The organism is Mycoplasma sp. CSL7503-lung, from assembly GCF_025515455.1.
Classification (GTDB): Bacteria; Bacillota_I; Bacilli_A; order Mycoplasmatales; family Metamycoplasmataceae; genus Mycoplasmopsis.
Genome location: NZ_JAOPHP010000004.1, coordinates 1 through 15,109 on the forward strand (window position 1 = coordinate 1; position 15,109 = coordinate 15,109).

Here is a 15,109-nt window from a genome sequence, read left to right on the forward strand (position 1 = left end):
ATTTTTTGTTGTATAATTCATATGGTTCCTCGGTTCATGTGGGGCCATTTTTTTATTAAAAAATTTCAAGTGCTCCACAATTATATTTTATATAAATTGTGTTGCACTTGAAATTACAATTTAGCATGAAATTAAGGATTAAAACTTAATTTCATTTCTTTATATTATATTATTACCGCTATTCTCTTCTATATCTTTTAAAGTTACTCCGTTTTCATTTTTTCAATCGGTTCTACCATTTGTGTTCATTCCTAACACAAACGATGCGGCGTATGATGGACTATTGAAAAGATAGTTTTTTGTAAGTCTTCCATTTACTATTTCGTTATTGCTTTTACATTTTTTTCTAATTTCTTTTATTGTTTTAGGTATAGAATTAGAATCCTCTAATTCGATAATACTATCTTTTAACACTACAAAACCTTCATTAGATCTCATACATTTTGCTTCAATTATTTTGTTAGATTTTTTATTTTTACGAGAAAGATATAGTATTAATTCTTTTGTTTCTTTAGAAGTATTTTCGTTTGTGTAATTAACCAACGGAACAAATATTTTATATCCTAAAACACCAAGTGCCATTTTTGAATATTCAATAAAATCTTCTAGTTCTGATTCTTTTTCTTCGGTAACGTTTCCAGGATTTGGATCGTTTTCATTTCTCACTTTAAATCTATCTGTAGAAACAGCCATGTTAGTAAATCTATTTTCTAGATAACTTATTTCAGTTGGTCCGAACGAGTTATTTTGGGTAGTGAGCATTACTGCGTCACCAAAGTATGTATTATCTCTTAAGTGTTCCATTACTCTAAAAAGTATACCTTCACCATTTTTACGAATTCCTGCTTGTCCTATATAAACTTCATCTTCACCATTGTCGTTTTTATCGAATAGAAAATAGACACCACTTTGCTTTAAGTCTTGTCTATCCCTGCATTTATCAATATGTGATCTTGGAACTTTATAGACAAGACCAGTTCAATTTGCTAATGTACATTTTATTCTTCCTGTGACATCACCATCCATCAAATATAGATTAAAATTTTTACTATTATTCATTTTTGCGTCCCTAAAATTCTATTTCTAATATTTATATTTACTAGTAAATTATAGACATAATTTTTATTATATAAAATATGTAATAAGAAAAAATAAAGTTATAATCTATATTTTTTAAATTTATTTTCTAAAAAGATTATAATATTTTTTAGGTCGATTAAATTAATTGACCTAAAAAAGAAAAATAAATTAAAACATTCGTCTTAAATGCTTTCGAAATAGTTCATTAAGATTTAAAATGATTTTGTTATTTTCTAAATTAGTGAAAACACTAATCACCTAATAATTTTATTTGTATAGCTCCTAACTCGATCTAAAATAAAAAAGGAGTTATGTTTTTAATAAATTTTAATTTTTGATAGATTATTAATTCTTGAAATTCTTATTTTTATAAGATAATATTTCCAATTTTTATGAAATAATGTAAAATAATATTAAGCCCGAGTGGTGAAATTGGCAGACACGCTAGACTAAGGATCTAGTGGAGCAATCCGTGCAGGTTCAAATCCTGTCTTGGGCACCAAACGATAAAACAATTATATTTTTTATTTATTAAATGTGATAAATAGTAAATATAATTGTTTTATTTTCTTTATAATTAAGTGAATTTAATAACAATTATAGTAAAATATAAATATGTTATTTATTAAAAATAAATTAAAAAAAATGTTAATTAAAATTAGCTTTTCTTCCTTAATTATTTCGTTTCCGATTGTGGTTGTTTCTTGTTCGGTTCCGAGTGAGGCAAAATTTACAAGCAATATAAATTATTTAGAAAAAATTTATACAAATATTCAATCTAAAAATGATCCAAGATATCGTTTTTTATTGCCTGTAATCAAAAAAAATATCGATTTAATGAAAAAAACGGTTAATGAAGATATAAAAGGTTATGATATTAATACAAACGGTTGAAATCATTATATACCAAATCAGGAAGCTAAAATCAAGTTAATTGAAGATGTTATTTTAGAAGTCGATAAAATACCGAGCGAGAGTATTGAATCTGAAATAAGATCTGAAAAAATGACTTTACTTTATGCTTTAATAGATGGTTTCGGAGGTATAGATTCTTATTATTTTGAAGAATCAAATAGACAATTATATCAATTAAAATTAGATTATTATGAGCAAAAATTGTACTTTCTTGAAAAAATGACTTATTCAATAGTTAGTAAAGAAGGTAAAATTAAAAATTTATCTTCATCTATAAAAACTTTAGTCGATAAAAGAAACGCTAATAAAAGATTTGAGTTTGAAGATTTGGAACAAATTGACAAAATTCAGAATGATTTTAAAAATTTATACTATAATGATTCAAAATTTTCTTTATCATTCGATTTTATAGAACAATTTGATAAATTATTTGATTTATACTACAAAAGATCTGAAAGTATTTTTGTTAAAGTCTTAAATAATTATTATAATGCTTTAGAGTTTAAATTAATTATTCCTTCTGAAGATTACCAGAAACTAAGAAATAACTGGAATTATATGAGCCAAATTGTTGATGATTATTTTACAAATTTATATGCTTTTGATTTTTCGGACAATAAATTTGATGCATTAGAAATGATTTATAAAAAAATCATAAGCTATGATGTGATTAAAAATGATAAAATAAAAGAAATAGAAGAAAAGTTTAATGTTCTAAAAAATGATAAATCAAGTGAAAAATTAGATGATTTTAGAGGTTATCTAATTTCATATTTAGATAATATTTTTGATTTAGAATTAATAGATAAATATTTAGATAAAATTAATAAAAATATTTAGGAGAAATAATGAAAATAGGAAATTCCCAAGTTGCAATTGATGCAATAAAAAAATATAAAAATATAGTGATTTTTCACCATATTAGACCAGATGGTGATTGTTTAGGTTCACAACACGGACTTGCCGAGTTAATTAAGACAAACTTCCCGGATAAAAATGTTTATACAATTGGTAATAATTATGGTATTTTTGAATTTATGGATTATAAATTTACACCAATTGATCAAATTGATTTTGATGATTCTTTATCAATTGTTGTAGACGCTTCTAGCGGTGATAGAATTGAATGTTCTGAGTTGCTTTACGAGAAAAAAACAACAGCTAGACTTAGAATTGATCATCATCCAAATGACGCCGATATTGAATATGAGTATCAATGAATAGATGAGCATTATGTCGCTGCTGCTGAAATGATAGCAAAAATTGCCTACGATGGAAATTGAGAAGTTACCCAAAAGGCTTCTGCACATATTTATTTAGGGATCAACACTGATTCAGGTAGATTTTTATATCCAGATACATCACAAAGAACTTACGAATTAGTTTCGTTTTTAATGAAAAACGGATTCCATCCAAAAGAAATTTTAAGAGAACTTTCAAAAAGAAGTCTTTTAGACATTAAAATTTCAGGTCGTATCTTATCAGAATTTAAACAAGAAGGACGTGTTTTATATTATGTTATAAAAGAAGACTTTTTAAAGGAGTTTAACATTGATTCGTTTAAAGCCGCACAATATGTAAACGACTTAGCTAACATTGATAATAATTCTTGTTGAGCATTATTTGTTCAATTAGAAGATGGTAAAGTTAGAGGAAGGCTTAGATCTAACGGACCACTCGTAAATAAAATTGCAAAACAATATAATGGTGGTGGTCATGATAATGCCGCAGGATTAACTTTAGATAATTTCGAACAAATTCCTGAAGTTATTTCTAAACTTAATGATTTAATAGTTGAATGAGAGGCAAAATAATGAAAGTTGGTAATTTAGAATTAGTAACTAAAGAAATTTATAAATATGATTCAATAGTTATATTTCATCATATTAGACCGGATGGTGATTGTTTAGGTTCACAATTCGGTTTAAAAGAATTAATTCAAACAAATTTTCCTGATAAAAAAGTTTATGCCATAGGAGATAGTAAAAATACTTATGATTTTCTTGATTTTACAATGGATCAAGTTCCGAGTGATGAAATTTTATCAAAATCACTAGGTGTAGTAGTGGATGCAAATGGTAAAGAAAGAATCGAATCTAGAGAAGTTTTAGATAAAAATTTATTCCCTACAATTATTAGAATTGATCACCACCCTAACGGTGATGATTTAGGTGACAACACAATTAGATGAGTTGATAGCTCATATTCCGCAGCTGACGAAATGGTTACTGAAATTGCTGTAGTTAATGGTTGAAAAATTACACCCAAAGCAGCTAATTATCTTTATTTAGGAATTAACACAGATTCAGGTAGATTTTTATTCAGTACAGTAAAGGCAAGAACTTTATATTTAGCTTCAAAATTATATGAAGCAGGTTTGGATGCTGATTATATACATAAAAGTTTGGCTGCAACTAGTTTAGAAGATTTAAAATATAATTCATGATTATTATCAACTTTAAAAACTAGAGATGGTGTTGCTTATATTCAAAATTCTCTTGAAGATACTCTTAAATTAGGTAAAAACCCTCAATCATCAGTTAAAGTAAATGCAATTGCTAATATTAAAGGTTTCCCGATATGAGTACAATTTACCGAAGAAGAAGATAAAAGAATTAGAGTTGAATTACGTTCAAATGGTCCAATTGTTAGAAATGTAGCAGTTAAATGAGGTGGTGGAGGTCATGAACGTGCCTCAGGTTGCATCATAAATTCATTTGACCAAGTTGAAGCAGTTATTGATGATTGTGCTGCTGAAGTTGCTAGATATTTATCGGAAAAATAATTTTATTTCACATTTAAATCGCATTTTTTTGCGATTTTTTTATTTTTTTAAAAATATTTTTGATTTATTTTAATATTTAAATTTTGTTTCGAAAAGTTAAAAAATACAACTTTTTTATGTGCATTTTTTAACTTTTCGGAGTAAAAAAAGAGATAGGTTTTATTAGTAATGTTTTTTAAAAAAGTAAAATAGTAGTGATATTTGTAAGAAAAAATATTTTTTCTATTTTTGAAAAAATTATTTAAAAAATATTTTTGTGTTATACTTTTATGCACTATGGAAAAACTGAAAAATAAACTAAAATCATTTTTATCAATTAATACCGGAATTCTAATATCTATTTCAACTATTTCGTGTTCTATTGATAAAAAAGAAATAAAGAAAAATATTATTACAAATAACCAACAGAAAGGAGATAACCAGAGAAAGGAAAATAATATTAATACAAATGTTACCTTAAATAAAGAGAGAGATATTTTAGGAAGCGAAGATAAAACTAAGGAAAGCAAAAAGGTTCAGGAATCCGATAGTAATATAACTCCAAAAAATAAATTAAATAAAAATATAAATTATCAACCATATGAGCAACACATTAAAGAAGTTGAAAAATTTTTAAATTTAAACCAAGTCAAAATTAAAACATTTCAAATAGATATAAATGATCTATATATAATTATTCAAAAACATAAAAAAAGTATCGCAGATAAAACTAGAAACGTGCAACTTTTAGAAAATAATAAAAATAAACTAGATAAGTCGATTAATAATATTAAACAATCAATACTAGAAGGTCTTGATAAAAGAAAGGAAATTGACTTTATAAATAAAAGTATTAGGGATATTGAAGATTTAAAAAATGAAGTCGAAAGATCTGGGTACGCTAAAGCGACTTTATTTAAATTAAAAGAGCTTATTAATAAAATGAAAGTAAAAGACAAAAGTTTTAAAAATACTTTTGAAGAATTAAAACAAATAAAAGAAAAACTAATTACACATAAAGAAGAATTAAGGTCTGAATATAGATCTAATTTACTCGATGTACAAAAAGAGTTATTTTTAAAATATAACACTTTAAAAGATAAACTAAATACGGCAACAAACCAAAATGATAATAAAATAAAATTAAACGATGAATTCAAAAACGAGTTATCAAATTTAAGAGAATTAAACAATCAAAATTATGATATTTTAAGCAATATCATAAAAGTTAAGCAAAATATTAATCAAATTAACGAATTAATAAAATTAATTGATAGCATTAGAAATATTAATTTAACCACATTACAATCACTTATTGAACGAGCAAAACATGCTAAAATGCATTCTGAAACTCATAATATTTATCATCCATTAAAAGCTCGCGGAAAACAAATTATTGAAAATGCTGAAAAAATAAAAGAATGTAATTTAGATTCTTTAATGTTAGATTCAAACAACAAAAACGAATTATTCTCCAAAATAAAAAATATTATAAATATTTATTCTTCTTTAAATGATTTTTTAGAAGATTATAGTTTAAACGCTTACTACCCTGAACCTTAATAAAAAAACGCATTTAATCTTTTTTAGATTATTATGCGTTTTTTATTCTATTACAATTTTTTTATTCTTTATCATAATTTTTTTGTCAAGTTCTAATTTTTTATATTCGCCATTATTGATATTATAATAAAAAATGAATGTTAAATTTTCAGAATCATTTCTATTTAAATAATCATTTAAATCAAATGTTACTCATATTGTGTTGTTTGGAGTTTTGCTACTTTTTTTGCTACTTTTTTGTATTTTATGCGAAAGACCTTCTTTTGTAGGGAATGTTCAAAAATCATATTTTGTAGAATCTTCATCTAATCTTATATTTAAGATTACGCTTGAATTAGTTTTTAAAAGTGTAATTATTCCATATTTTAGTGGTTCTGTATCGATTTGTTCTTTTGTCACTTCTTCGCTTTGTTTTTTGTTATTATTTTCTATATCAAGTATTTTATTATCTATTTTTTCAATAGTTTCTCACGGTAATGTGAACATACCAAAGAAAAAATCATCATATACTTTTCTTTGTTCATTGTTTAAATTTAAATATTTTTTAAAGGCGCTAATTCTTTTGTTTTGTTTTTGTTCTATTTGGGTTTCATTATTAGTTCCTTTATCTAATAAACATTTTTCTATTTTGTGGTTAGATGTATTTTTTTTATTATTAGTATTAACATCTTCAGATTTGTTATCTATTTTATTTTTTTCATAATTGTTGTTTGAACAAGAAATTGATGCAATAAAAATAGGGATTATACTAGTTGTTAATATTGGATAATATTTTTTTAAAAAAATCTTTTTCATATTTTACTTTCTCTTTTCTTTAGTTTATAGTTTTCTAATATATTATATATGCAAAATTATTTTTAAAAACCTATAAATTCACTTGGTTGTTAAAATTAAAGATCTTAAAAAAAGAACACATTTAAATAAAACGTGTTCTTTTGCTTAATAATTATTATTTTTTCAAGAATCTAACTCTTCTTCTGTTGCTAAAATGAAATGATTATCGTTAACTTTAAGTCATTGAGGCTGATTATCATCGGTATATTTGTGCATATTAATGTCGTATTTATAACCAATCAAACTACCTTTTTTGCTATTAATTGATGGGACTGCGTCTAATAAACTCTTTGTATACGGATGTAAAGAGTTATTCATTATTTCATCAGTTGTTCCGATTTCTAATAATCTACCTTTGTTCATTACGGCAATACGATCAGATATGTATTCGACCATACGTAAATCGTGTGCAATAAATAAAATTGTTAAGTTATACTTTTCTTTAAGTTCATTAAAAATATTAACAACTTGTGCTTGGATGGAAACGTCTAGTGCTGAGATAGGTTCGTCAGCAACTAAAAGTTGAGGCCGTAAAACTACCGCTCTTGATATACCAATTCTTTGTTGTTGACCACCGGAAAATTCAAGTGGATATCTTCTTAAAACTGAATCGTCTAATCCTACAGAATTTAAAATATCACGAACTAATAATCTTTTGCAATCGTTTTCGCTAAGTTTGTTTAGTTTATTTCTTTGTTCAAGATATTTATCCATAAATTTATTTAAATATTCATTTTTAATTTTTCGAACTTTCTCATTAGTTTCTACATAAAATGCTTGATATGCAATTTCATTATTTTTAGAAATTTGTTCATCTAATCAAGTTTCATATTCACCAAAAAATTCTTTATGGTGAATGTTACATAACTCAGAATAAAATTCTTTTTTATTTTCTTGATCAATATTATATAAATATATTTCTTTAGCGTTTTTTGTGTTAGTTAATCCTTCCGAAACTATTGTTTCAACATTTGCATGAGGATTCAATGAGTTTGCAGGATCTTGAAAAATCATTTGAACTTTATTAACTAAGAAATTTTCGATTTCTTTATATTCTTTTAGAGATTTACCAAATTTAAATCCTCTGCCCATTTTTTTGGGCAGTATTTTGTTTAATAGTTTTATTTCTCCAAATTTATAAGGCACTAAACCAACAAGTGCTTTACCAATTGTACTTTTACCTGAACCTGATTCACCTACTAATCCTAAAACTTCACCTTTATATATATTTAAGTTTAAGTCCGCTACTGCTCTAAATTCTTTTATTCCAGTTCCATAATTTATATCAACGTTTCTAAGTGATGCTAAAATTTCTTGATTTTCATTAGGTTTTAGCATTTGTTCAACACCTTTTGTTTGTTTTCTAATAAATCTTTTTTCACCAAAAAGGAATTTTTTAGTTTTATAAATTTTTTCAGTCATTATTTTTTATATTCCTCTCATAGTTTTCGGATTAATTCAGGTGGTTGATATTTTGGTGCTTGCGGATCTTGTAATGCAGATTTTACTCTATGAGTTTCACTTATTTGATAAAAATCCGGTTCAATACTGAAATCTCTACCAAGAGCATATGAATTTCTAACTGCAAAAGCATCACCAACAATATTGTTTAAACTTGAAGGAACGCTTCCTGGAATTGTAGAAAGTCTTTTGCCTTTATTTAGATCCGGCATACTTAAAATTAAACCTCATGTATAAGGGTGTTGCGGATTATGTAAAATTTCATTCGATGTACCTTCTTCAATGATTTGTCCTGCGTACATAATTGAAATATAATCAGCAATTGAAGCTACTACTCCTAAATCGTGAGTTATGAATACAATTGATAATTTAAGTTTTTCTTGTAACTCTTTAATTATATCCAAAACGAGTGCTTGAACTGTAGGATCAAGTGCAGTTGTAGGTTCATCCATAACTAATATTTTTGGTTCAAGTGCAACTATTGCGGCGATAACAACACGTTGAATCATACCACCTGACATTTCGTGTGGATATAATTTCATAACTGCTTCCGGATCATTAATTTTTGTTAATTTTAAAAATTCTACTGCTCTTTTATATGCTTCTTTACGATTTGGTACAACTCTGTTTTCAAGCATACCTTCAATTATTTGTTCTCCAACTTTCATGGTTGGATTTAATGTTGACATAGGATTTTGGAAAACGGCTGATACAACCCTGCCACGATAATGTGATTTTTCTCAATCTTTAAAAGAAAATTTTTCTACATTATTGTTGTAAAGTTTTACTTCTCCTGAATCAATTACAGCATTATCGCCGGTTAATCCATATAAAAGAGATGTTATAACAGATTTACCTGAACCCGATTCTCCAATAATTGCATGCACTTTACCTTCGTATATTTTTAATGAAGGGTTTCTTAAAACTTTATTTTTTTCTCCTGGGCGTGCCGGATTTGTAAATGATAAATTAATATTCTTAATTTCTGCAGCAATTTTTAGTTTGGTGCCATCACTAAATTCTTGGTATTCAACATTTTTATAGAATGTTTCCCAATCAAAATCTTTTTTTCTTAGTAATTTATTTTTAAATCAATTACAAAAATTTATTTTTTGTTTATTTCTTTTTTCTTTATTTTTTATTTCTTTTTCGAGTTTATTTTTGTTCTCACTTTTTTGTTTGATATATTTAATTTCTTCAACTGGTTTTTGAGATATGTGTTCATGTGTTTCGGTTATTAATTCTTCGATTTCTTCATATTCTCTAATATAAATGTATTCAATTTCTTTTTTAACTTTTTTTGATTTAAATTTTGGTTTTTTATATCTTTTTGATTTTATTTTCATATTTTCCTATCTTTGTCTTCTTAGGGCATCTTGAACACTTGCGCCTATCAATTGAACACTTGTTGTTAATAAAATTAAAATTGAAGAAGGAACAAATACATATCTTAAATATGTTGGGAAGACTTTTTGACCTTCAGAAATTAAATTACCTAATGTAGGAACATCATCAATTGCTAAACCAATAAATGCTAATGATGTTTCTGATAATATAACTCCCGGTATTGTGAATACTAGTTGTGTAATTAAAATCGGCAAAATAACAGGTATATAGTTTTTCAATATTTTTCAAATAGGAGTCCCTAAAACTTTTGACGCTGAAACTCATTCAAAATGTTTAGCTCTTTTTACTTGAGCTCTAATTTGATTTGCCATTCCAGTTCAAGAAGTGAAAGAAAGTGAAAATACAATAACTCAAAAACTTGGTCTAATAACAATTGTCATTAATATTAAAATTATTATCGTTGGAACAACAGATAAAATTTTAATTATAAAAGTCATTACTTTATCAAATTTTTCAAATTGTCCCATCATAATACCTATTGCTAAACCAATTACTACTTCAATCAAAGTAACAACTAATGCAAGTGAAAGAGAGTATCTTAATCCGTGTCATAACCTTGCTCAATAATCACGTCCAATATCATCAGTACCAAAAAAGTGATATACATTGTTTGAGTCATATTGATCAAAAGTTAAATTTCGATTATTAACATCTGTTAAATTGGGATCAAATGTTGTAAAAGGCATAATTAACGCCAAAAGTATTATTGTAATTAATAAAATAAATCCGAATACACCTGCAAAGTTTTTAGAATACCTAAAAACAAATTCTTTAAATATTTTTGTTTCTTCTTTAAGATCTTTATCTGCATGATAATCAAATGTTTTACCAACTATTTTTCATGCTTGATATTGAAAAGGTTGCAAAAATGGATTAGGAGCAATATTGCCTTCTAAATTATTAGATTCGCCAACATCGCTTCTCGAACGAATTTTGTCAGCGTATTTTTTAATAAATGAATTAAATTTATTTGCCATTTTTATACCCCCTTTCTTCTTACACGTGGATCAATTACTTCGTATAGCATATCCCTTGTTGCGTATGATAAAATCGTTAGAAGTGTAAACATAACTATTAAAAATAATATAACGTTATAATCTTTTGTTTGAATAGCTTGTAATAAAGTTGCTCCAGAACCCGGTATAAAGAATATTTGTTCAATGAATATAGAACCAATAAAACTACCAAAAATAACCGCTGGAAAGAATGTTGCTATCGGGAATAATGAAGGCTTAAGAGCATGTTTTCAAACGAATTTTGTTTTACTTAACCCTTTTAAATATGCAAATTTAGCATGAACAGAATTAAGTTCACGATTCAATTCTGTTCTAATATATTTAATATATACAATAATACTTCCTAATGATAGTGCTAAACCAGGTAATATATAACTTGCAAAATTATCTACATCAAATATATAAGGAATGTTCATTAACCTTCCTAAAAACACTAATATTAAGGCAAAAATAATAGATGGAACTGATGAAAAAATACTTACTAAAATTGTCGAAATATTATCAACCAATCCGCCCGGATTTTTACCTACTCAAATACCTAAACTAATTCCGATAACTACAGTTAGTAATACTGAAAAAATTCCAACTAAAAATGATTTATAAAAACGCTCTCATATAAAACTATTAATTTCTCTTTCCGGAAAAAGAGAGAGTGAAATTCCGAATTCACCTCTAAATAACCCTTTTAAGTATAATCCGTATCTTTGTATAAGTGGTAAATTTAGTCCATATTGAGCTTCTTTAACTTTTCTGGCAGCTTCGTCACTTAGGCCGCTAGTAATTGAATTTGAACCAGGAACAAGGTTTATTAAGAAAAATGTAATTGTTATAACTATCAATCCTATTACGAAGAATTCTAACATTATTTTAATAAACCTAATGATTGAATTTAAAAATGGTGAATTTATAGTGAATATTTTTTCTTTCAAAGTCGAGTCATTGACTCTTTTATTGGTAAAAAATATTTTATTTGAATCAACAAAATAAGTTTTTTTATCTCTTATTTCTTTTTTAAATTTCATTATTGTCCCCTCTTTCTCGGTAATCCTGGTCTAGGTGGTCTTGTAAAATCATAAGCGTATTGTAAACTAAATCTAAAAAGCGAATCAACTCCACCAATTCTTGTTATTTCTCAATTGGTATCAACTTCCATAAGAGGTATAACAGGTGCAGAATCTCTAACTATTTTTTCAAGCTCTCCGATAAAAACATATACATATTCTTGAGTTCATTTTTGTTGTATTTCTTCGTTTGTGAAATTTGCTGAAAAGAATGCGTTTAAACGATCTGTATATTCAGCAAATGTTTCATCTTTTTTAAGGAATGATAATTCAATAAATTTAGATCAAAAATCAATTAATGATGTATCAGATTTATCTTTTATTGATTGTTGTATATTTAATCTTTCCTTAGTATCTAATGTTAATTTTTTAATACCATCTATCCCGTATTTTTCGAAAATAAATAATTCTACAAGATGGTTTAATCTATTCTTTTTGATTTTTTGATTGTTTATTAATAAAAATTCAAAAGCATATTTTAGTAATTGTTTACTAAAAGATGGATTGTTGAAATCATTACTTAATTTTGTTGCTAAAGATGATATATCTACAAACTTTTGTTCTTTTTTAACTTTATTAAATTCATTTTTAAATTGAGATTCTTCTGTTGCAAAAGTGTTAAGATCATTTAGCAAGTTGTTCAACAATTCTTCTTTACTAATGTTGAGTTTATCTAAAACTAATTGGCTAATATATGTTGAGTAAGTGAATGAACCAACAGGATTATCTTTGAAAGCTATTCTTTTTTGTATTGAAGAATCTATTTCGTCTGGTTTAAAGAAAACTGATACGTAGTCTTGTGCACCATTTCCGCCTAATTTATCGTAATTTTGATAAATTATGTCATATTTACCTTCTTCAATTCAAGAAGCAAATGCGTTTTCTGGTAAACTTTTATTTTCTATTTTGATGAAATTATTAAAAACTCTATTTAGTTCTGTTGATAAAAAAGTACCGGCCTTTTTTTGTTCATCAGTTGAGTTATTTAAAAATCTTAATGTTACATCATTTAGATTAGGGTGTTTCTTCTTGAATCTTTCTAAATAAATTTTTGCAACTTCTTCATTGTGAGCAATATCATTTCTTCTTGTTTTTTCAAATGTAAAACCTTTTGCAAGATGGACAACAAAATCATAGTTTTGTAATAATATTTCCTTAGAACCTTCCCCTTTAGCGTCCGGTTTAGTATTCATGCTTAAGTCGCTAAAATAGTTTTCGATATTTTTACCGTCAAAAGTTTTATATTGACCATAAGCAGTTCAAGTACTTACAGGGAAAGAAAAATCTCAGCCAACCATTTTCAATATTTTTTCTCTATCAATTGCATAATAAATTGCATTTCTCAAATCTTGATCATTTAAATAACTTTCACCGTTAGTTTCGCTATCTAAATTAAAACCAAAACCAATAGTTCCATAACCTTGATTTTTGTTTAAATAATCCTTATATTCAGGATTTGTTCAATATTGGTTAATTTTATTGGCTGGTATGTATGTTTGTGAGACAAAACCATCTTCAAATAATGTTGAATTAGTATTTTTATCAGTTGATAAATAAATTTTAATTTTATTTGAGATTGTATTGTCAGCATCAAAATAATCATTATTTTTAACTAAATTAATATATCCTTGTGGTCCAAGTAGAATGTTATTTCTATCCATTAAAAATGGACCTGAAGTTAGAAAATTATTTGTATCAGAACCATACTTATCAATACCGCCCGCAATTGTTTCGATATATTTTCTATTAACCGGGAATAATCCGTTTAAAATGTTTGATAATAAAAAGTTTAGACTAGGAGTTTTATTCTCGTCGAATATCATTGAAAAGGAGTTTTCATCTGAACTAATACTTTTTATTTTTGCTAAAATTGATTGACCTTCAAGGTTAAAAATTTGGTCAGGATTAACAAATGGATTTTTAATAATTTTCTTTGTTATTAAAGTATTTGTGTTTTTGTCCATAAATTTAAAATCTTGAATTTCTTTATTTAAATCAAAATTATTTTCTTGATTTTCTTGTTGGATGTTATATCTTAAATTTTCCGAAATTTCTTCATTTGTATAATCTAAAAATAATTGCCCTGTATAAAACCCAAAATCTAATGCTGCGTTTTTAATTTCTTCTACTTCTTTTGAATCTAAAGGTTCGTTTTTATCATTAAAAATTTGAGGCTGCCATATATTTTGGTTTGGATCTTGGATGTATGTATTTGAAGATTTGTCTAAAATATAATTTCTTCTACCTCATGGATTTGAATATGATTTATTAAATTTTTGAATATAGTTTTTTTGAGCTTCGATAAATCTATCTGTTCCCCTGATTCCGTATTTTTTTATTTCATCAAGTTTTTGGGAACCTGTATTTAAGTCTAAAATGTATTCTAAATAATCTCTAATGTCATTTGCTGTAACAAAATCATTATTACTTCAACGATTTCTTTTTGCATTTACTTTTCCTGTAACTGCCATAAAATTATTAGAGTTTTTAGGGTTTCTAAAACCATATAAAGTTGCATTTGTACGAGGATCACCTACGGTAGCAGAACCTAGACCTCCGACTATTTGAAATTCATCAATACTATACCAAGTACCTTGGACTCTACCAAAACCACCTTCTTCTTCTAAGGAGTTTTTATTGTTTTTGATAAAATCTGAGTATTTAGAAGATACATTTCCGTCTGTGTCAATTGTGTTAGAAGAGTCGACCATAACGAAATTAAATTTATTTGTAGTAATAACACTTTTTAAGGTTGTGTTAGGACCTGTTTTTAAATAAGAATCAACTAATGAAGGAAGTATTTTATCAATTGATTTATATTTAATGTAATTTAAATTGTTAATTGGTTCTGCTGTAAGCCCAAAATCATAATTTATTGAATTACTTTGATTTATTTGTTGGCTATCGTTGTTTTGTGTGGAGCAAGATACGATAGCGGTTATTGAACCAAAAGAAATTATGCTTCCTAAATAAAAAATTGATTTTTGAATTTTTTTATTTTTCATTTT

General features: G+C 26.1%; 11 protein-coding genes and 1 tRNA gene. 5 read left to right on the forward strand and 7 right to left on the reverse strand.

Annotated elements, in window-relative coordinates; all coding sequences use genetic code 4:
• Positions 1-159: 159 nt before the first annotated feature.
• Complete coding sequence (locus N9R85_RS00880; protein WP_262858195.1) at positions 160-1,059, reverse strand: GIY-YIG nuclease family protein; 900 nt, start codon at positions 1,057-1,059, stop codon at positions 160-162.
• A 438-nt stretch (positions 1,060-1,497) separates the two neighbouring features.
• On the opposite strand from N9R85_RS00880, the gene N9R85_RS00885 reads away from it, so the two are divergent.
• The 5 genes from N9R85_RS00885 (at position 1,498) to N9R85_RS00905 (ending at position 6,322) form a co-directional block, all read left to right on the forward strand.
• A tRNA-Leu gene (locus N9R85_RS00885) sits at positions 1,498-1,582 on the forward strand.
• A gap of 113 nt (positions 1,583-1,695) precedes the next feature.
• Positions 1,696-2,835: a hypothetical protein gene (locus tag N9R85_RS00890; RefSeq protein ID WP_262858196.1), complete on the forward strand. Its 1,140-nt coding sequence runs from the start codon at positions 1,696-1,698 to the stop codon at positions 2,833-2,835.
• An 8-nt stretch (positions 2,836-2,843) separates the two neighbouring features.
• On the forward strand, positions 2,844-3,809 hold the full coding sequence (locus N9R85_RS00895; protein ID WP_262858197.1) for a DHH family phosphoesterase: 966 nt from the start codon (positions 2,844-2,846) through the stop codon (positions 3,807-3,809).
• Positions 3,809-4,780 carry a DHH family phosphoesterase gene (locus N9R85_RS00900; RefSeq protein ID WP_262858198.1) on the forward strand — a complete coding sequence of 324 codons (972 nt, stop codon included), beginning with the start codon at positions 3,809-3,811 and terminating at the stop codon, positions 4,778-4,780. Before N9R85_RS00895 ends, N9R85_RS00900 begins: the two co-directional genes overlap by 1 nt.
• Positions 4,781-5,056: 276 nt before the next feature.
• Positions 5,057-6,322 (forward strand): hypothetical protein, encoded by a 1,266-nt coding sequence (locus tag N9R85_RS00905; protein WP_262858199.1) that lies wholly within the window; start codon positions 5,057-5,059, stop codon positions 6,320-6,322.
• Positions 6,323-6,364: 42 nt separating this feature from the next.
• On the opposite strand, the gene N9R85_RS00910 is transcribed toward N9R85_RS00905, so the two are convergent.
• The 6 genes from N9R85_RS00910 to N9R85_RS00935 all read right to left on the reverse strand — a co-directional run bounded on the left by N9R85_RS00910 (position 6,365) and on the right by N9R85_RS00935 (position 15,106).
• Positions 6,365-7,117 (reverse strand): hypothetical protein, encoded by a 753-nt coding sequence (locus N9R85_RS00910; protein ID WP_262858200.1) that lies wholly within the window; start codon positions 7,115-7,117, stop codon positions 6,365-6,367.
• Positions 7,118-7,261: 144 nt separating this feature from the next.
• Positions 7,262-8,494: an ABC transporter ATP-binding protein gene (locus N9R85_RS00915; protein ID WP_396888736.1), complete on the reverse strand. Its 1,233-nt coding sequence runs from the start codon at positions 8,492-8,494 to the stop codon at positions 7,262-7,264.
• A gap of 83 nt (positions 8,495-8,577) precedes the next feature.
• The gene (locus N9R85_RS00920; protein WP_262858202.1) at positions 8,578-9,963 is read right to left on the reverse strand and encodes an ABC transporter ATP-binding protein; all 1,386 of its coding nucleotides are present in this window, start codon (positions 9,961-9,963) and stop codon (positions 8,578-8,580) included.
• 6 nt (positions 9,964-9,969) lie between these two features.
• Positions 9,970-11,001 (reverse strand): ABC transporter permease, encoded by a 1,032-nt coding sequence (locus N9R85_RS00925; protein ID WP_262858203.1) that lies wholly within the window; start codon positions 10,999-11,001, stop codon positions 9,970-9,972.
• Between the two features lie 2 nt (positions 11,002-11,003).
• Positions 11,004-12,062, reverse strand: coding sequence for an ABC transporter permease (locus N9R85_RS00930; protein ID WP_262858204.1), 1,059 nt, complete (start codon positions 12,060-12,062; stop codon positions 11,004-11,006).
• Positions 12,062-15,106: an ABC transporter substrate-binding protein gene (locus N9R85_RS00935; RefSeq protein ID WP_262858205.1), complete on the reverse strand. Its 3,045-nt coding sequence runs from the start codon at positions 15,104-15,106 to the stop codon at positions 12,062-12,064. Before N9R85_RS00935 ends, N9R85_RS00930 begins: the two co-directional genes overlap by 1 nt.
• Between the last annotated feature and the right edge of the window lie 3 nt (positions 15,107-15,109).